At 51.3% G+C, this 18,395-nt stretch carries 16 protein-coding genes; 10 read left to right on the plus strand and 6 right to left on the minus strand.

Going from position 1 to position 18,395, the window contains the following annotated elements:
* The first annotated feature begins 7 nt into the window (after positions 1–7).
* Positions 8–3,808 carry an AsmA2 domain-containing protein YhdP gene (gene yhdP / locus A7090_RS15340; RefSeq protein ID WP_105274667.1) on the plus strand — a complete coding sequence of 1,267 codons (3,801 nt, stop codon included), beginning with the start codon at positions 8–10 and terminating at the stop codon, positions 3,806–3,808.
* A 155-nt stretch (positions 3,809–3,963) separates the two neighbouring features.
* Complete coding sequence (gene tldD, locus A7090_RS15345) at positions 3,964–5,409, plus strand: metalloprotease TldD (protein ID WP_105274668.1); 1,446 nt, start codon at positions 3,964–3,966, stop codon at positions 5,407–5,409.
* Between the two features lie 73 nt (positions 5,410–5,482).
* Here the strand turns inward: tldD and aaeR are convergent, their stop codons facing one another.
* Positions 5,483–6,412: an HTH-type transcriptional activator AaeR gene (aaeR, locus tag A7090_RS15350; protein WP_000440317.1), complete on the minus strand. Its 930-nt coding sequence runs from the start codon at positions 6,410–6,412 to the stop codon at positions 5,483–5,485.
* Positions 6,413–6,594: 182 nt separating this feature from the next.
* Here aaeR and aaeX point away from each other — a divergent pair, with 182 nt between their 5' ends.
* From aaeX to A7090_RS15370, 4 genes are all read left to right on the plus strand, one after another.
* Positions 6,595–6,798: a p-hydroxybenzoic acid efflux pump operon protein AaeX gene (aaeX, locus tag A7090_RS15355; RefSeq protein WP_105274669.1), complete on the plus strand. Its 204-nt coding sequence runs from the start codon at positions 6,595–6,597 to the stop codon at positions 6,796–6,798.
* A gap of 7 nt (positions 6,799–6,805) precedes the next feature.
* Positions 6,806–7,738, plus strand: a complete 933-nt coding sequence (gene aaeA / locus A7090_RS15360; RefSeq protein ID WP_105274670.1) for a p-hydroxybenzoic acid efflux pump subunit AaeA — start codon at positions 6,806–6,808, stop codon at positions 7,736–7,738.
* 5 nt (positions 7,739–7,743) lie between these two features.
* Positions 7,744–9,711 carry a p-hydroxybenzoic acid efflux pump subunit AaeB gene (gene aaeB / locus A7090_RS15365; protein ID WP_105274671.1) on the plus strand — a complete coding sequence of 656 codons (1,968 nt, stop codon included), beginning with the start codon at positions 7,744–7,746 and terminating at the stop codon, positions 9,709–9,711.
* Positions 9,712–9,967: 256 nt separating this feature from the next.
* Positions 9,968–10,240 (plus strand): barstar family protein, encoded by a 273-nt coding sequence (locus A7090_RS15370; RefSeq protein WP_105274672.1) that lies wholly within the window; start codon positions 9,968–9,970, stop codon positions 10,238–10,240.
* Between the two features lie 53 nt (positions 10,241–10,293).
* Here A7090_RS15370 and yhcN read toward each other — a convergent pair whose 3' ends face one another.
* Both yhcN and argR read right to left on the minus strand, forming a co-directional pair.
* Positions 10,294–10,557, minus strand: a complete 264-nt coding sequence (gene yhcN / locus A7090_RS15375) for a peroxide/acid stress response protein YhcN (RefSeq protein ID WP_001560718.1) — start codon at positions 10,555–10,557, stop codon at positions 10,294–10,296.
* 365 nt (positions 10,558–10,922) lie between these two features.
* A complete protein-coding gene (gene argR, locus A7090_RS15380) occupies positions 10,923–11,393 on the minus strand; it encodes a transcriptional regulator ArgR (RefSeq protein ID WP_001257846.1) in 471 nt (156 codons plus the stop codon).
* A gap of 442 nt (positions 11,394–11,835) precedes the next feature.
* On the opposite strand from argR, the gene mdh reads away from it, so the two are divergent.
* A complete protein-coding gene (gene mdh / locus A7090_RS15390; protein ID WP_105274674.1) occupies positions 11,836–12,774 on the plus strand; it encodes a malate dehydrogenase in 939 nt (312 codons plus the stop codon).
* A 62-nt stretch (positions 12,775–12,836) separates the two neighbouring features.
* On the opposite strand, the gene degS is transcribed toward mdh, so the two are convergent.
* The 3 genes from degS to zapG all read right to left on the minus strand — a co-directional run bounded on the left by degS (position 12,837) and on the right by zapG (position 15,913).
* Complete coding sequence (degS, locus tag A7090_RS15395; RefSeq protein WP_105274675.1) at positions 12,837–13,904, minus strand: outer membrane-stress sensor serine endopeptidase DegS; 1,068 nt, start codon at positions 13,902–13,904, stop codon at positions 12,837–12,839.
* An 89-nt stretch (positions 13,905–13,993) separates the two neighbouring features.
* Positions 13,994–15,361 (minus strand): serine endoprotease DegQ, encoded by a 1,368-nt coding sequence (degQ, locus tag A7090_RS15400; protein ID WP_105274676.1) that lies wholly within the window; start codon positions 15,359–15,361, stop codon positions 13,994–13,996.
* Positions 15,362–15,514: 153 nt separating this feature from the next.
* Positions 15,515–15,913 (minus strand): Z-ring associated protein ZapG, encoded by a 399-nt coding sequence (zapG, locus tag A7090_RS15405; RefSeq protein WP_001295270.1) that lies wholly within the window; start codon positions 15,911–15,913, stop codon positions 15,515–15,517.
* Between the two features lie 193 nt (positions 15,914–16,106).
* Here zapG and zapE point away from each other — a divergent pair, with 193 nt between their 5' ends.
* From zapE to rpsI, 3 genes are all read left to right on the plus strand, one after another.
* Entirely contained in the window at positions 16,107–17,234 is a 1,128-nt protein-coding gene (zapE, locus tag A7090_RS15410; RefSeq protein WP_105274677.1) for a cell division protein ZapE, read from the plus strand.
* A 218-nt stretch (positions 17,235–17,452) separates the two neighbouring features.
* Positions 17,453–17,881 (plus strand): 50S ribosomal protein L13, encoded by a 429-nt coding sequence (gene rplM / locus A7090_RS15415; protein ID WP_000847559.1) that lies wholly within the window; start codon positions 17,453–17,455, stop codon positions 17,879–17,881.
* 15 nt (positions 17,882–17,896) lie between these two features.
* Entirely contained in the window at positions 17,897–18,289 is a 393-nt protein-coding gene (gene rpsI / locus A7090_RS15420) for a 30S ribosomal protein S9 (RefSeq protein WP_000829818.1), read from the plus strand.
* The last annotated feature ends 106 nt before the right edge of the window (positions 18,290–18,395 follow it).

Below are 18,395 nucleotides of genomic sequence, written 5' to 3' on the forward strand. Positions count from 1 at the left end.
GTGACGGGTGAGGCGATTGCCGGGGATTATACTGCTTACTGGAGCCGCACTCGTTGTGAGCGCTGCCCTGTTGGTTAGCGGCCTGCGTATTGCTTTACCGCATCTTGACGCCTGGCGTCCGGAAATCCTCAACAAAATAGAATCCGCGACTGGCATGCCGGTAGATGCCAGCCAGCTTTCTGCCAGCTGGCAGAATTTTGGCCCGACACTTGAAGCGCTCGACATCCGTGCAGAGCTAAAAGATGGCGGCGAATTTTCGGTTAAACGCGTTACTCTGGCGCTGGATGTCTGGCAGAGCCTGTTGCATATGCGCTGGCAGTTTCGCGACCTCACTTTCTGGCAGCTGCGCTTTCGTACCAATACACCTATCACCAGCGGCGGTGGTAATGATAGCCTGGAAGCCAGTCACATCAGCGATTTGTTTCTTCGTCAGTTCGACCATTTTGATCTCCGCGACAGCGAAGTCAGTTTCCTGACGCCATCCGGCCAGCGTGCTGAGCTGGCGATCCCACAACTCACCTGGCTGAACGATCCACGTCGACACCGTGCGGAAGGCCAGGTAAGCCTCTCCAGCCTTACCGGACAGCACGGGGTGATGCAGGTGCGTATGGATCTGCGTGATGATGAGGGGGTGTTAAGCAACGGTCGCGTCTGGCTTCAGGCTGATGACATCGATCTGAAGCCGTGGCTGGGTAAATGGATGCAGGACAATATTGCGCTGGAAACGGCGCAGTTCTCCCTTGAAGGCTGGATGACGATCGACAAAGGCGATGTAACCGGCGGCGACGTCTGGCTGAAACAGGGCGGTGCCAGCTGGTTGGGCGAGAAGCAAACGCATACGCTGTCGGTGGATAATCTGACTGCGCACATTACGCGTGAAAATCCGGGCTGGCAGTTCTCTATTCCCGATACGCGGATCACGATGGACGGCACCCCCTGGCCGAGCGGAGCATTGACGCTGGCCTGGATTCCGCAACAGGACGTTGGTGGCAAAACCAATAAACGCAGTGACGAACTCCGGATTCGCGCCAGTAATCTGGAGCTGGCAGGCCTGGAAGGCGTACGCCCGTTAGCTGCGAAACTTTCACCTGCACTGAGGGACATTTGGCGCTCTACACAACCGAGCGGCAAGATTAACACTCTGGCGCTGGATATCCCGCTTCAGGCGGTAGATAAGACCCGCTTTCAGGCATCCTGGAGCGATCTGGCCTGGAAGCAATGGAAATTATTGCCGGGTGCGGAACACTTCTCCGGGACGCTTTCCGGTAGTGTAGAAAATGGTTTGCTTACCGCCTCGATGAAACAGGCGAAGATGCCTTACGAAACGGTATTCCGTGCGCCACTGGAAATCGCCGACGGACAGGCAGCTATAAGCTGGCTGAACAATGACAAAGGTTTCCAGCTGGATGGGCGTAACATTGACGTCAAAGCCAAAGCCGTCCATGCGCACGGTGGTTTCCGTTACCTGCAACCGGCTAACGATGACCCCTGGCTGGGGATTCTGGCTGGCATCAGTACTGATGATGGTTCGCAAGCCTGGCGCTATTTCCCCGAAAACCTGATGGGGAAAGACCTGGTAGATTACTTAAGTGGCGCGATTCAGGGCGGTGAAGCGGATAACGCGACGCTGGTTTATGGCGGCAATCCGCAACTCTTCCCCTATAAACACAATGAAGGTCAGTTTGAAGTGCTGGTGCCGCTGCGCAACGCGAAGTTTGCCTTCCAGCCGGACTGGCCAGCGTTAACTAACCTTGATATTGAACTGGACTTTATTAACGACGGCTTATGGATGAAAACCGATGGCGTTAATCTGGGCGGTGTGCGGGCCAGTAATCTCACCGCAGTGATCCCTGACTACTCGAAAGAAAAACTGCTGATTGACGCTGATATTAAAGGTCCGGGTAAAGCCGTTGGTCCTTACTTTGATGAGACACCGCTGAAAGATTCTCTGGGGGCGACCCTGCAAGAACTCCAGCTCGACGGCGATGTGAATGCTCGCTTACATCTTGATATCCCGCTGAACGGTGAACTGGTAACCGCGAAAGGTGAAGTGACGCTGCGTAATAACAGTTTGTTTATCAAACCACTCGACAGCACTCTGAAAAATTTGAGCGGCAAATTCCGCTTTATCAATGGCGATCTGCAAAGTGAACCACTGACAGCAAGCTGGTTTAATCAGCCGTTGAACGTGGAATTTTCCACGAAAGAAGGGGCAAAAGCCTACCAGGTCGCGGTGAATCTCAACGGTAACTGGCAACCTGCGAAAACCAACGTTCTGCCTGAAGCGGTGAACGAAGCATTAAGTGGCAATGTGGCGTGGGATGGTAAAGTGGGCATTGAGCTGCCTTATCATGCTGGCGCGACCTATAACGTAGAGCTGAATGGCGAACTGAAGAATGTGAGCAGTCACTTACCTTCACCGTTAGCCAAACCTGCGGGTGAACCGCTACCGGTAAACGTTAAGGTTGATGGCAATCTCAACAGCTTTGAATTAACCGGACAGGCTGGTGCGGATAACCATTTCAATAGCCGCTGGTTACTCGGTCAAAAACTGACGCTCGATCGTGCTATTTGGGTGGCCGACAGTAAAACGCTCCCGCCGTTGCCGGAACAAAGTGGCGTTGAACTCAATATGCCGCCGATGAATGGTGCCGAGTGGCTGGCCCTGTTCCAGAAAGGCGCGGCGGAGAGTGTCGGTGGTGCAGCGAGTTTTCCACAACACATTACGTTACGTACACCTGTGCTGTCGCTGGGAAATCAGCAATGGAATAACCTGAGCATTGTTTCGCAACCGACGGTAAATGGCACCCAGGTTGAGGTGCAAGGGCGTGAAATCAACGTCACGCTGGCGATGCGTAATAACGCGCCGTGGCTGGCGAATATCAAATATCTTTATTACAACCCGAGTGTGGCGAAAACTCGTGGTGATTCAACGACGTCATCACCTTTCCCAACAACGGAGCGCATTAGCTTCCGTGGCTGGCCGGACGCGCAAATACGTTGCGCAGAGTGCTGGTTCTGGGGGCAAAAATTCGGTCGCATTGACAGTGATATCACCATTTCTGGTGATACATTAACGCTGACCAACGGACTGATTGATACCGGTTTCTCGCGGCTTACTGCCGAGGGTGAATGGGTTAACAATCCGGGGAATGAACGTACCTCGCTGAAAGGAAAACTGCGCGGGCAGAAAATTGATGCCGCCGCAGAATTTTTTGGTGTCACGACGCCTATACGCCAGTCGTCATTTAATGTGGATTACGATTTACACTGGCGCAAAGCACCGTGGCTGCCGGATGAGGCGACGTTGAATGGCATTATTCATACTCAGCTGGGCAAAGGCGAAATTACCGAAATCAGCACCGGACATGCCGGGCAATTGCTGCGCTTATTGAGCGTTGATGCCCTGATGCGTAAGCTGCGTTTTGATTTCAGAGACACTTTTGGCGAAGGGTTCTATTTTGACTCCATTCACAGCACCGCGTGGATTAAAGACGGCGTTATGCACACTGACGACACGCTGGTGGATGGCCTGGAAGCGGATATCGCCATGAAAGGGTCGGTAAATCTGGTACGTCGCGACCTGAATATGGAAGCGGTTGTCGCACCAGAGATTTCTGCGACGGTGGGTGTGGCTGCGGCCTTTGCGGTTAATCCCATTGTCGGCGCGGCAGTGTTTGCCGCCAGTAAAGTGCTGGGGCCGCTGTGGAGCAAAGTCTCCATTTTGCGCTATCACATTTCGGGCCAGCTGGACGATCCGCAAATCAACGAAGTGTTGCGCCAACCGCGTAAAGAAAAAGCGCAATGATTTGACGAGGGCGCGTAATTGCCCCAATCTCATATGATAATCGTTGCCAAAGGCCAACGAGCCGGAACATAACCGTAGGCCGGATAAGGCGTTCACGCCGCATCCGGCAGCCGTAAAAAATCCTCTACTGCAGTAACTAACGAGTAGCAAAAACGATGAGTCTGAACCTGGTAAGTGAACAATTGCTAACGGCGAATGGCCTGAAACATCAGGACTTGTTCGCGATCCTCGGTCAACTGGCCGAACGTCGCCTTGATTATGGCGATCTCTATTTTCAGTCGAGCTATCACGAATCCTGGGTTTTAGAAGACCGCATTATTAAAGATGGTTCTTACAACATCGATCAGGGTGTTGGCGTGCGTGCAATCAGTGGTGAAAAAACCGGATTTGCTTACGCTGACCAAATCAGCTTGCTGGCGCTGGAACAGAGTGCGCAAGCGGCGCGCACCATCGTCCGTGATAGTGGTGATGGCAAAGTACAGACGCTGGGCGCGGTAGAGCATAGCCCGTTGTATACCTCGGTAGATCCGCTGCAAAGCATGAGCCGTGAAGAGAAGCTGGATATCCTGCGTCGCGTCGATAAGGTTGCCCGCGAAGCGGACAAGCGCGTACAGGAAGTGACTGCCAGCCTCAGTGGCGTCTATGAATTAATTCTGGTTGCGGCCACCGACGGCACGCTGGCGGCAGATGTCCGTCCGCTGGTGCGTCTTTCCGTGAGCGTTCTGGTCGAAGAAGATGGCAAACGTGAACGCGGTGCCAGTGGTGGCGGCGGTCGTTTTGGTTATGAGTTCTTCCTTGCCGATCTCGACGGTGAAGTCCGTGCGGATGCATGGGCGAAAGAAGCGGTGCGTATGGCGCTGATCAACCTTTCAGCCGTAGCAGCGCCTGCGGGCACCATGCCGGTGGTTCTGGGCGCAGGTTGGCCGGGCGTGCTGTTGCATGAAGCGGTGGGGCACGGTCTGGAAGGCGACTTCAACCGCCGTGGTACTTCGGTCTTCAGTGGACAGGTCGGGGAGCTGGTGGCTTCAGAACTGTGTACCGTGGTTGATGACGGCACGATGGTCGATCGCCGTGGTTCGGTGGCAATTGATGACGAAGGTACGCCAGGCCAGTACAACGTGCTGATCGAGAACGGCGTCCTGAAAGGCTACATGCAGGATAAACTCAATGCGCGCTTAATGGGCATGGCGCCGACTGGTAATGGTCGCCGTGAATCCTACGCTCATCTGCCCATGCCGCGTATGACCAACACCTATATGCTGCCGGGTAAATCGACCCCGCAGGAAATCATTGAATCCGTTGAGTACGGTATTTATGCACCGAACTTTGGTGGTGGTCAGGTGGATATCACCTCCGGAAAATTCGTTTTCTCCACCTCAGAAGCGTATCTGATTGAAAACGGTAAAGTAACGAAGCCAGTGAAAGGCGCAACGTTGATTGGTTCCGGTATCGAAACCATGCAGCAGATTTCGATGGTGGGTAACGACCTGAAACTGGATAACGGCGTGGGTGTCTGCGGTAAAGAAGGGCAGAGTGTGCCGGTTGGCGTGGGTCAGCCGACGCTTAAAGTCGATAACCTGACCGTTGGCGGTACTGCGTAATCTATCCAGGTCGGTAAGCGTCGCATCAGGCATTGGTTGCCGGATGCGACGCTTACCGGCCTACGCACATGAATTACTTCTCTTTCCCGCGGCCGTGCATCTCCTGAAATAGCTTACCGACCTCAACAAAATAATCCGTCAGTGAGTTGATCACGACCTGCACTTTTAGCGGCAGTTTATCTTTTTCGGTATATAACGCATAAACCGGGCGTGGATCTGACTGGTAACGCGGCAGCAGGATCTCAAGCTCTCCGCGATTGATCTCGTTGATCACCCACATCAATGGCACATAGGCGATCCCGGCGCCTGCCGTCAGCCAGCGCACCAGCGTCATCGGATCATTAGTAACAAATCTCCCCTGCGGGATCAGGCGAGTCGAGATCCCTTCCGGTGCGATCAGTTCAAATTCATTGTCGGGACGCACGCTGTATTCAAGCCATGAATGACTACTTAAATCGGCAGGTTTTTCCGGTATGCCGTATTGTGTGAGATAGCTTTTCGCAGCGCACACTACCATTGGCATTGCGCCCAGACGGCGGGAAAACAGGCTGGAATCCTGCAACGCGCCGACGCGGATCACCACATCCAGACCATCGGCAATCAGGTCGGGGGCAGGAATTCCGGTAACCAGATTGACGCTTAAACCAGGATACTCTTTCAGCATTTTTGCTGTCAGCCCGGCGAGAACATTTTGTGCCATAGTTGAAGAACAGCCAATGCGCAGCGTCCCGATGGGGGTGTTATTGAAGGCATACAGTTGCTCATGAACATCCTGCACTTCATGGAGCATCCGACGGCAGCCCTGGTAATAAATTCTACCGGCTTCGGTCAGGCCAATGCTGCGTGTGCTACGGTTTAACAGCTTTACCTGCAACTCATCTTCCAGTTTTGACACCGTCTGACTGATGGACGAAACGCTCATCTGTAGCTGTCTGGCGGCGGCGGTAAAAGAGCCAAATTCAACTACTTTGGCAAACACCGACATGCGTTTTAGTCGTTCCATTATTCACTCTGACTTAAAAGTGATTTAGATCACATAATATAGATAACAGCATAACAGTTACGTTAATATATTAAATATCAATCTACAGTAATGTTGCGCTCGCCCGGCTTTCCATGCCCTTCTCTGCGGCGACAGATGCTGAAAATAATAACGCCTGCTCTCTCTATACAACCAAGGTCAACATGAGTCTGTTTCCCGTTATCGTGGTGTTTGGGCTGTCCTTCCCACCGATTTTTTTCGAATTGCTTTTATCACTGGCGATTTTCTGGCTGGTGCGCCGGGTACTTGTGCCAACAGGTCTCTACGACTTTGTCTGGCATCCGGCGTTGTTCAACACCGCGCTCTATTGCTGCTTGTTTTATTTGATATCGCGACTGTTCGTTTGAGGTTGAAGTGAAAACACTAATAAGAAAATTCTCTCGTACGGCCATCACGGTCGTATTAGTCATTCTGGCCTTCATCGCAATTTTTAATGCCTGGGTCTATTACACCGAATCCCCGTGGACGCGTGACGCGCGCTTTAGCGCTGACGTCGTGGCGATCGCGCCGGACGTTTCTGGACTCATTACCCAGGTGAATGTTCATGATAACCAGCTGGTGAAAAAAGGACAGGAACTGTTCATCATCGACCAGCCGCGCTATCAAAAGGCGCTTGAGGAAGCGCAAGCCGATGTTGCTTATTATCAGGTCCTGGCACAGGAGAAACGGCAGGAGGCCGGGCGTCGTAACCGCCTCGGCGTGCAGGCGATGTCTCGCGAAGAGATCGACCAGGCCAACAACGTACTACAAACAGTTCTGCATCAGTTAGCGAAAGCGCAGGCGACTCGCGATCTGGCAAAACTGGATCTTGAACGCACAGTGATCCGCGCGCCGGCAGATGGCTGGGTGACCAACCTCAACGTCTATACCGGTGAGTTTATTACCCGTGGATCAACGGCGGTTGCGCTGGTGAAACAGAACACCTTCTATGTGCTGGCCTATATGGAAGAAACCAAGCTGGAAGGGGGGCGCCCTGGGTATCGCGCAGAGATCACGCCGCTTGGCAGTAACAAAGTACTGAAAGGGACTGTTGATAGTGTTGCCGCCGGGGTCACCAACGCCAGCAGCACGCGTGACGACAAAGGGATGGCGACCATCGACTCTAACCTTGAATGGGTACGTCTGGCGCAGCGTGTTCCGGTACGTATTCGTCTCGACAACCAGCAAGAGAACATCTGGCCTGCGGGCACCACTGCTACGGTGGTGGTCACTGGAAAACAAGATCGCGACGAAAGCCAGGATTCGTTCTTCCGTAAAATGGCTCATCGCCTGCGTGAGTTTGGTTAATTGCGATGGGTATTTTCTCCATTGCTAATCAACATATTCGCTTTGCGGTAAAACTGGCGACCGCCATTGTACTGGCGCTGTTTGTTGGCTTTCACTTTCAGCTGGAAACGCCACGCTGGGCGGTACTGACAGCGGCGATTGTTGCTGCCGGTCCAGCCTTTGCTGCCGGGGGAGAACCGTACTCTGGCGCGATACGTTATCGTGGCGTTTTGCGCATCATCGGCACATTTATCGGCTGTATTGCCGGACTGGTGATCATCATTGCGATGATCCGCGCTCCCTTGCTGATGATTCTGGTGTGCTGTATCTGGGCCGGTTTTTGTACCTGGATTTCCTCGTTGGTACGAATAGAAAACTCCTATGCGTGGGGGCTGGCTGGTTATACCGCGCTGATCATTGTGATCACCATTCACCAGGAACCGTTGCTGACGCCGCAGTTTGCCGTCGAACGTTGTAGCGAGATCGTTATCGGTATTGTGTGTGCGATTATGGCAGATTTGCTCTTTTCTCCGCGATCGATCAAACAAGAAGTGGATCGAGAGCTGGAAAGTTTGCTGGTCGCGCAATATCAATTAATGCAACTCAGTATCAAACATGGCGATGGTGAAGTTGTCGATAAAGCCTGGGGGGAGCTGGTTCGACGCACCACGGCGTTACAAGGTATGCGCAGCAACCTGAATATGGAATCTTCCCGCTGGGCACGGGCCAATCGACGTTTAAAAGCAATCAATACGCTATCGCTGACGTTGATTACTCAATCCTGCGAAACCTATCTTATTCAGAATACGCGCCCGGAATTGATCACTGATACTTTCCGCGAATTTTTTGACACGCCAGTAGAAACCGCGCAGGACGTCCACAAGCAGCTCAAACGCCTGCGGCGAGTTATCGCCTGGACCGGGGAACGGGAAACGCCTGTCACCATTTATAGCTGGGTTGCGGCGGCAACGCGTTATCAATTGCTGAAGCGCGGCGTTATCAGTAACACAAAAATCAACGCCACCGAAGAAGAGATCCTTCAAGGCGAACCGGAAGTAAAAGTAGAGTCAGCCGAACGTCATCATGCGATGGTTAACTTCTGGCGAACCACACTTTCCTGCATTCTTGGCACGCTTTTCTGGTTGTGGACGGGCTGGACTTCCGGTAGTGGCGCAATGGTGATGATTGCGGTAGTGACGTCACTGGCAATGCGTCTGCCGAATCCACGCATGGTGGCGATCGACTTTATCTACGGGACGCTGGCGGCGCTGCCGTTAGGGCTGCTCTACTTTTTGGTGATTATCCCTAATACTCAACAGAGTATGTTGCTGCTGTGTATTAGCCTGGCAGTTCTGGGATTTTTCCTCGGTATAGAAGTACAGAAACGGCGGCTTGGCTCAATGGGGGCGCTGGCCAGCACCATAAATATTATTGTGCTGGATAACCCGATGACTTTCCATTTCAGTCAGTTTCTCGACAGCGCATTAGGGCAGATCGTCGGCTGTGTGCTCGCGTTCACCGTTATTTTGCTGGTGCGGGATAAATCGCGCGACAGGACCGGACGTGTACTGCTTAATCAGTTTGTTTCTGCCGCTGTTTCCGCGATGACCACCAATGTGGCGCGTCGTAAAGAGAACCATCTCCCGGCACTTTATCAGCAGCTGTTTTTGTTGATGAATAAGTTTCCCGGAGATTTGCCGAAATTTCGCCTGGCGCTGACGATGATTATCGCGCACCAGCGCCTGCGTGATGCACCGATCCCGGTTAACGAGGATTTATCGGCGTTTCACCGACAAATGCGCCGCACAGCAGACCATGTGATATCTGCCCGTAGCGATGATAAACGGCATCGGTACTTCGGACAGTTGCTGGAAGAACTGGAAATCTACCAGGAAAAGCTACGCATCTGGCAAGCACCTCCGCAGGTGACGGAACCGGTGCATCGACTTACCGGTATGCTCCATAAGTATCAACATGCGTTGACTGATAGTTAAGTCAAAACCGACGCCAAAAGAGTCGGTTGAGATTGCAGACATACTTCAAATTGCCTGATGCGCTATGCCTTATCAGGCCAGTAAGGGAATTGCATTCACACCCTGGTAGGCCGGATAAGGCGTTCACGCCGCATCCGGCATCAACAACGCGCACTTTGTCAATCATCTGAGCCGACGCCAAAAGGTGTCGGTTTTTTCATGGCTATACTTAGCGATGAACGGCAGAATTCGCCGCGAAACGTGACGGTGGCAACAGATGAATATTTATACCTTTGATTTTGATGAGATTGAGAGTCAGGAGGATTTTTATCGCGACTTCAGCCAAACCTTTGGCCTGGCCAGGGAGAAAGTTCGCGATCTAGACTCACTATGGGATGTGTTAATGAACGATGTCCTGCCGCTACCACTTGAGATTGAATTTGTTCATCTGGGAGAGAAAACGCGTCGCCGTTTTGGCGCGTTAATATTGCTGTTTGATGAGGCAGAGGAAGAGCTGGAAGGGCATTTGCGTTTTAATGTTCGTCATTAGCGCAAAAAAGCCCCCGAGCCGGGGGCAATATCGTCGGACAAGACGATGAGGGTTTATTTGTACAGTTCAGCCGTAGCGTGCCAGGTGTCACCGCTACGAGCTTCAGTAATCTGGTAGGCCGTTGCGCCTTTCTCTTCCGCTTTTTTGTTCAGCATTTCACGCATATCCATTGGCGAAGACGCCACACCACTTACGGATACGGTTCCGATTGCTTCACGATTTTGTGCTTGTGCAGCATCAATAGAATTGGCAGCAAACGCGCCGAAAGAGAGAACAGAAAGTACGCTTAATGCAGCAACAGTGGTTTTGATTTTCATGATTTTTACCTCGACATAATCTTTTAGCTGGGCTTTTTTTTTCGTGACCCATATCACAAAATCAAGTATACACTAATTATTTGGCTAATTAATATCACGCTAACTGTTTTGGTTGATTCTAAGTATTAAAAATATGAATTTTAATAACAAAACAGAATTAAAAGCGCAGTTATTTGTTACTAATAATAGGTTTTTCAATTAGATAGTTAATTTTACATAATGTGCTTTTTTTACCGCATGTATTCATTGTGTGAATGATTCATCGCGGTAAAACGCACTATTCGTTAAATGAATCGCAGGAGAAAGCAGGAGATTGAGAGGGAACAGCAACATTTTCCCCGCCGCCAGAAGCGACGGGGCAGAGATTAAAGCTCCTGATCGAACAGCTCTAAAATCGCTTCGTACAGGTCTTTGACGGTGAAACCGTTAGCAGGGGTGGTAAAGATGGTGTCATCACCAGCGATAGTGCCCAGAATACCTTCTGCTTTACCCAGTGAGTCCAGCAGGCGAGCAATTAACTGCGCTGCGCCAGGGCTGGTATGAATCACGACAACGGCATCGTTGTAGTCGATATCCAGCACCAGATTCTTCAATGGACTGGAGGTGGTTGGTACACCCAGTTCAGCTGGCAGGCAGTAAACCATTTCCATTTTGGCATTGCGTGTACGTACAGCACCAAACTTGGTCAACATCCGCGAGACTTTAGACTGATTAATATTGTCAAAGCCTTGCTCCTGCAACGCGGCGACGATTTCGCCCTGGGAACTAAATTTCTCTTCTTTAAGTAATGCTTTAAATGCTTTAACTAGTTCTTCTTGCTTAGCCGAGCTTCGCATAAGTCACCCGATATGGTGGTTGATACAACATTATTGTGCATACAGATGAATTTTTATGCAAACAGTCAGCCCTGAAGAAGGCTGAAATAATGTTATGGAAGAGCGGGATTTTATCAAATTTCGTTATTGAGAAACATGCCTGCGTCACGGCCTGCAAATTCGACTTAAAAGTAAAGTAATTGTTATCAAATTGATGTTGTTTTGGCTGAGTGGTAGGGTATATTGTCACCACTTGTTGGAATGTTGTGCTAATGCATAAGCGACTGTTAATTACGTAAGTTAGGTTCCTGATTACGGCAATTAAATGCATAAATGCATAAACGCTAAACTTGCGTGACTACACATTCTTGAGTTGTGGTCATTGTAAACGGCAATTTTGTGGATTAAGGTCGCGGCAGCGGAGCAACATATCTTAGTTTATCAATATAATAAGGAGTTTAGGATGAAAGTCGCAGTCCTCGGCGCAGCTGGCGGTATTGGCCAGGCACTTGCACTACTGTTAAAAACCCAACTGCCTTCAGGTTCAGAACTCTCTCTGTATGATATCGCTCCAGTGACTCCCGGTGTGGCTGTCGATCTGAGCCATATCCCTACTGCTGTGAAAATCAAAGGTTTTTCTGGTGAAGATGCGACTCCGGCGCTGGAAGGCGCAGATGTCGTTCTTATCTCTGCAGGCGTAGCGCGTAAACCGGGTATGGATCGTTCCGACCTGTTTAACGTGAACGCCGGGATCGTGAAAAACCTGGTACAGCAAGTTGCGAAAACCTGCCCGAAAGCGTGCATTGGTATTATCACTAACCCGGTTAACACCACAGTTGCAATTGCTGCAGAAGTGCTGAAAAAAGCCGGAGTTTATGACAAAAACAAACTGTTCGGCATTACCACGCTGGATATCATTCGTTCCAACACCTTTGTTGCGGAACTGAAAGGCAAACAGCCGGGCGAAGTTGAAGTGCCGGTCATTGGTGGCCACTCTGGTGTTACCATTCTGCCGCTGCTGTCACAGGTTCCTGGTGTCAGCTTTACCGAGCAGGAAGTGGCTGATCTGACCAAACGTATCCAGAACGCGGGTACTGAAGTGGTTGAAGCGAAAGCGGGTGGCGGGTCTGCAACCCTGTCTATGGGCCAGGCTGCTGCACGTTTTGGTCTGTCTCTGGTTCGCGCACTGCAGGGCGAACAAGGCGTTGTCGAATGTGCCTACGTTGAAGGTGATGGTCAGTTCGCACGTTTCTTCTCTCAACCGCTGCTGCTGGGTAAAAACGGCGTGGAAGAGCGTAAATCTATCGGCACCCTGAGCGCATTTGAACAGAACGCGCTGGAAGGTATGCTGGATACGCTGAAGAAAGATATCGCCCTGGGCGAAGAATTCGTTAATAAGTAATTGATTAGCGGATAATAAAAAACCGGAGCACAGACTCCGGTTTTTTGTCTTTTACGCTGACCTTAATTGGTCGCCGGATATTCCTGAATGGTGACCTGCAATGTTAACTGCTTATCGTCACGCATCACTACAACCGGGATCACCGAGCCTGGGCGAATTTCTGCCACCTGATCCATCGTCTCCAGCGCAGAGATGGCCGGTTTGTTATTCACCGAAATAATCAGATCGTTGACCTGAATACCCGCATTCGCCGCCGGACCGTCAGGTGATACTTCATTAACCACGATCCCTTGTAGTTGATCGATACCACCGCCCTGCGCGTGCAGTGGTGCGATCTCGCGCCCACCGATACCAATGTAGCCGCGGATCACTCGACCATCGCGGATCAGCTTATCCATAATTTTGGTTGCTAACTGGAAAGGAATCGCAAAGCCGATACCTTCCGGCGTTTCGCCGTCGTTACTCTTATCAAACGACAGCGTGTTAATGCCCATCAGCTCACCCAGCGAGTTCACCAGCGCGCCGCCAGAGTTACCATGGTTAATGGAAGCATCGGTTTGCAGGAAGTTTTGCCGCCCGGTCGGGTTCAGACCGATTCGACCCGTGGCACTAATAATCCCCTGGGTAATGGTCTGCCCGAGGTTGTACGGGTTACCGATGGCCAGTACCACATCGCCAATGTGTGGTACGCGACGAGCATTGATTGGAATGGTCGGTAAACCGCCAGTGGCATTAATTTTAAGTACCGCCAGATCGGTTAGAGAATCAGATCCCACCAGTAACGCTTCAAATACACGTCCATCCTGTAAGGCGACGATGATCTGATCGGCGTCGTTGATTACGTGTTTATTGGTGATGATATAACCGCGCTGATCCATGATTACACCGGAACCCAGGGTGCGGATCTCAAGTTGGTTGTGAGAATTGGTGTTCAAACCACGGTTGTAGACGTTAACCACTGCTGGCGCGGCGCGGCGAACCGCCAGATTATAGCTGGCAGGCGTCTCATCGGTACTGTCAAATTGCGGAGTGGAAAGCGGGTTAAGGCTGCGCAGCGAAGGCATGGCAACCAGCAGAATAGCGCCGACAATTAATCCAATCGCAACAGAACGTAAGAGCTTCACAAACATGATGGAGGCGTCATTAAAAAAGGGAACGCCAGCAGCATACCACGAGTTAACCGGACATCACACGTCAGCCTGATGCCCGGTTTACGACATTAACGCATTAGCAGGTAAATGCTCTCATTGCCACGTACGATCTGCAGGGCAATGATGGCCGGTTTTGTCGCCAGCACTTTACGCATTTCAGCGATCGAATTCACCCGATCGCGGTTGACACCAATGATCACATCGTCTTTTTGCAAGCCAGCCTGAGCGGCGGGACTTCCTTTGACGACCTCATCGATCTTAATACCTTTGCCGCCATCTTTTAGCTGACCATCGCTCAACGTTGCACCTTCCAGCGCTGGCGTGATCATTTCAGCACTGGCTGACGAAGAGGTACTGGTATCGAGCGTCACTTCTACTTCCAGTGGTTTGCCGTTACGCAGCAGGCCGAGCTTCACTTTCGTGCCCGGCTCGGTGGTGGCGATACGAGAGCGCAACTCAGCAAAGCTATTGAGCGGTTTGCCGTTGAGGCTGGTAATAATATCGCCCGCTTTGACGCCCGCTTTCGCCGAGCCAGAACCTGGCAGCACTTCGCTAACAAACGCGCCACGCTGTACGTCAAGGTTGAAGGCTTTGGCGATATCGGCACTCATCTCCGTACCTTTGATGCCTAACAGACCGCGCTTAATTTCGCCAAAGTCGATAAGCTGCTGCGCCAGGGTACGTGCCATATTACTGGGGATGGCAAATCCAATCCCGACGCTCCCGCCGCCAGGCGCAAGGATTGCAGTGTTGATGCCAATTAACTCACCGTTAAGGTTTAACAGCGCACCGCCGGAGTTACCGCGGTTAATGGAAGCATCGGTCTGGATAAAGTTTTCCAGACCTTCAAGATTCAAGCCGCTACGGCCTAATGCGGAAACAATGCCAGAGGTGGCGGTTTGCCCAAGACCAAATGGGTTACCGACCGCTACGGCAAAATCACCGACGCGCAGCTTGTCTGAGTCGGCAATAGCGATTTGCGTTAATTTGCTCGGGTTTTGAATTTGCAACAGGGCGATATCGCTCTGGTCATCGCTACCAATCAGTTTTGCATCAAACTCGCGCCCATCATTGAGCTGAATACTGATTTTCTGTGCCTGATTAATCACATGGTTGTTGGTCAGTACATAGCCTTTACTGGCGTTGATGATGACACCGGAGCCTAAACCTTCGAAAGGTTGTGCTGGTTGATCCGGTAAATCATCACCAAAAAACTTTTTGAATTCATCCGGGATTTTCTGCCCCTGACTTGCCGTTCCTTCCACTCGTACGCTCACCACTGCCGGAAGCACTTTTTCCAGCATTGGAGCCAGACTGGGGAGAGGGGCCTGATCGGCAACCTGGCCTGGAATCGACGCGACGGCCTGAAATGACGCCGAGAGAGTTAACCCGACACTTAACGCTAATGCACTCAACAGCTGGGTTTGTTTTTTCATTATTCCTGCTCTCGTACCTGAATGATAAGAAAAGAGATTCAAAACAGTTTGATGTTATTGAATTTTCAGACGGCTAACAATGAGACACCAGATTAAATGATAGTCGGGGAGGGAGAGAAGAGGAGGGCGCAATGGCTGCGCCCGAAAAATAAATTAGTCGCGCTTCGCGCCAGTACGCAGCAGACCGGATGCGCCTTCAGAATAGTCACGAGGCATCTGCACCGGTGCCTGATCGTTGCTGGCTTCAGACTCTGCCAGACGATTACGGAACGGGTTTGCTTCGGCAGACAGTTCCGGCAGCAGGCTGCTGGAGCTTTTCGCCATGTGCTGATACAGCTGGCGATAATCGTGCGCCATGGTATCCAGTAATTCCGCGCTGCGGGCAAAGTGGCTAACCAGCTCTTCGCGATACTCGTCCAGTTCAGCTTTATTTTTTTCCAGTTCGTACTGCAACGCCTGTTGCTGGCGTAGTTTACGATTACCAAAACGCATGGCCACAGCACCAATAATGATGCCGACGACTAACCCAATTAGCGCATATTCCCAGGTCATGAACATCTCCCGTTGTCTTTTGTTTCTGTAGGGTGTTGGCTTCAGGCTCCATGCCTGCGGCTGATTATGCCACTATAACCGTTAATGCCACAGAAGTGGAATCCCGACTGCATATCGCGTAGTGTAGAACGGCCTTTTTTTCGTCAACCGTGAACAACGGCGCACCGATTATTCAAGGAATAACAATAAGATCATGCAAAGCGTTACCCCAACATCGCAATACCTGAAGGCGCTCAATGAAGGCAGCCATCAACCCGACGAGGTTCAAAAAGAGGCCGTCAGCCGCCTGGAAATTATTTATCAGGAACTCATCAATAGCACGCCGCCAGCGGCCAGGAAGAGTGGGCTAATGGCGCGGGTCGGTAAGCTGTGGGGTAAACGTGAAGACACAAAGCATACACCAGTGCGTGGCTTATATATGTGGGGCGGTGTAGGACGCGGGAAAACCTGGCTGATGGACCTTTTTTATCAAAGTCTGCCGGGAGAGCGGAAACTGCGCCTGCACTTTCACCGTTTTATGCTGCGGGTGCACGAAGAGCTGACCGAATTACAAGGCCAAAGCGACCCGCTGGAAATTATTGCCGATCGCTTTAAAGCAGAAACTGACGTGCTCTGTTTTGACGAATTTTTTGTTTCTGATATTACCGATGCCATGCTCCTTGGCGGCCTGATGAAAGCCCTGTTCGCCCGCGGTATTACCCTGGTAGCGACGTCAAATATTCCACCGGATGAACTTTATCGAAATGGCCTGCAACGTGCGCGTTTTCTGCCTGCAATCGATGCCATTAAACAGCATTGTGATGTAATGAATGTGGACGCTGGTGTTGATTATCGACTACGTACTCTCACTCAGGCGCATCTGTGGCTTTCGCCACTCAACGATGAAACCCGGGTGCAAATGGATAAACTATGGTTGGCGCTGGCGGGGGCGAAACGAGAAAATTCACCGACGTTAGAAATCAACCATCGGCCGCTGGCGACAATGGGCGTTGAAAATCAGACGCTGGCGGTCTCATTTACTACGCTGTGCGTCGATGCCCGCAGTCAGCATGACTATATTGCGCTCTCACGCCTCTTTCACACGGTAATGCTGTTTGATGTGCCGGTCATGACGCGGTTGATGGAGAGCGAAGCGCGGCGCTTTATTGCGCTGGTGGATGAGTTTTACGAGCGCCATGTCAAATTAGTGGTGAGTGCAGAAGCGCCTTTGTATGAAATTTATCAGGGCGAGCGGCTGAAGTTTGAGTTCCAGCGTTGCCTGTCACGTCTGCAAGAGATGCAAAGCGAAGAGTATCTGAAGCGCGAGCATTTAGCGGGTTAAAACCTGTCACAAATCACAAAAAGGGGTCGATCTTTGACCCCGACTTCTCTATAATCTTGCGACCCCACGTTACAAGAAAGTTTTTTTCCCAAAACTTTTTGTGTGCTGGCATAGGCTATTCGAAGGGGTAGGTTTGCCGGACTTTGTCGTGTGAACCTCAACAATTGAAGACGTTTGGGTGTTCACCAACGTGTAACTATTTATTGGGTAAGCTTTTAATGAAAACTTTTACAGCTAAACCAGAAACCGTAAAACGCGACTGGTATGTTGTTGACGCGACCGGTAAAACTCTGGGCCGTCTGGCTACTGAACTGGCTCGTCGCCTGCGCGGTAAGCACAAAGCGGAATACACTCCGCACGTAGATACCGGTGATTACATCATCGTTCTGAACGCTGACAAAGTTGCTGTAACCGGCAACAAGCGTACTGATAAAGTGTACTATCACCACACAGGTCACATCGGTGGTATCAAACAAGCGACCTTTGAAGAGATGATTGCTCGCCGTCCTGAGCGTGTGATTGAAATCGCGGTTAAAGGCATGTTGCCAAAAGGCCCGCTGGGTCGTGCTATGTTCCGTAAACTGAAAGTTTACGCGGGTAACGAGCACAACCACGCGGCACAGCAACCGCAAGTTCTTGACATCTAATCGGGATTATAGGCAATGGCTGAAAATCAATACTACGGCACTGGTCGCCGCAAAAGTTCCGCAGCTCGCGTTTTCATCAAACCGGGCAACGGTAAAATCGTAATCAACCAACGTTCTCTGGAACAGTACTTCGGTCGTGAAACTGCCCGCATGGTAGTTCGTCAGCCGCTGGAACTGGTCGACATGGTTGAGAAACTGGACCTGTACATCACCGTTAAAGGTGGTGGTATCTCTGGTCAGGCTGGTGCGATCCGTCACGGTATCACCCGCGCTCTGATGGAATACGACGAGTCCCTGCGTTCTGAACTGCGTAAAGCTGGCTTCGTTACTCGTGACGCTCGTCAGGTTGAACGTAAGAAAGTCGGTCTGCGTAAAGCACGTCGTCGTCCGCAGTTCTCCAAACGTTAATTGGCTTCTGCTCCGGCAGAAAACAATTTGCGAAAAAACCCGCTTCGGCGCTGAGGAATCCCCAGTAATGGGCGGGTAAAAAAAGACAGGCATAGAGTTTTGTGAT

It is taken from the genome of Escherichia sp. MOD1-EC7003, from assembly GCF_002965065.1.
Taxonomy (GTDB): Bacteria; Pseudomonadota; Gammaproteobacteria; order Enterobacterales; family Enterobacteriaceae; genus Escherichia.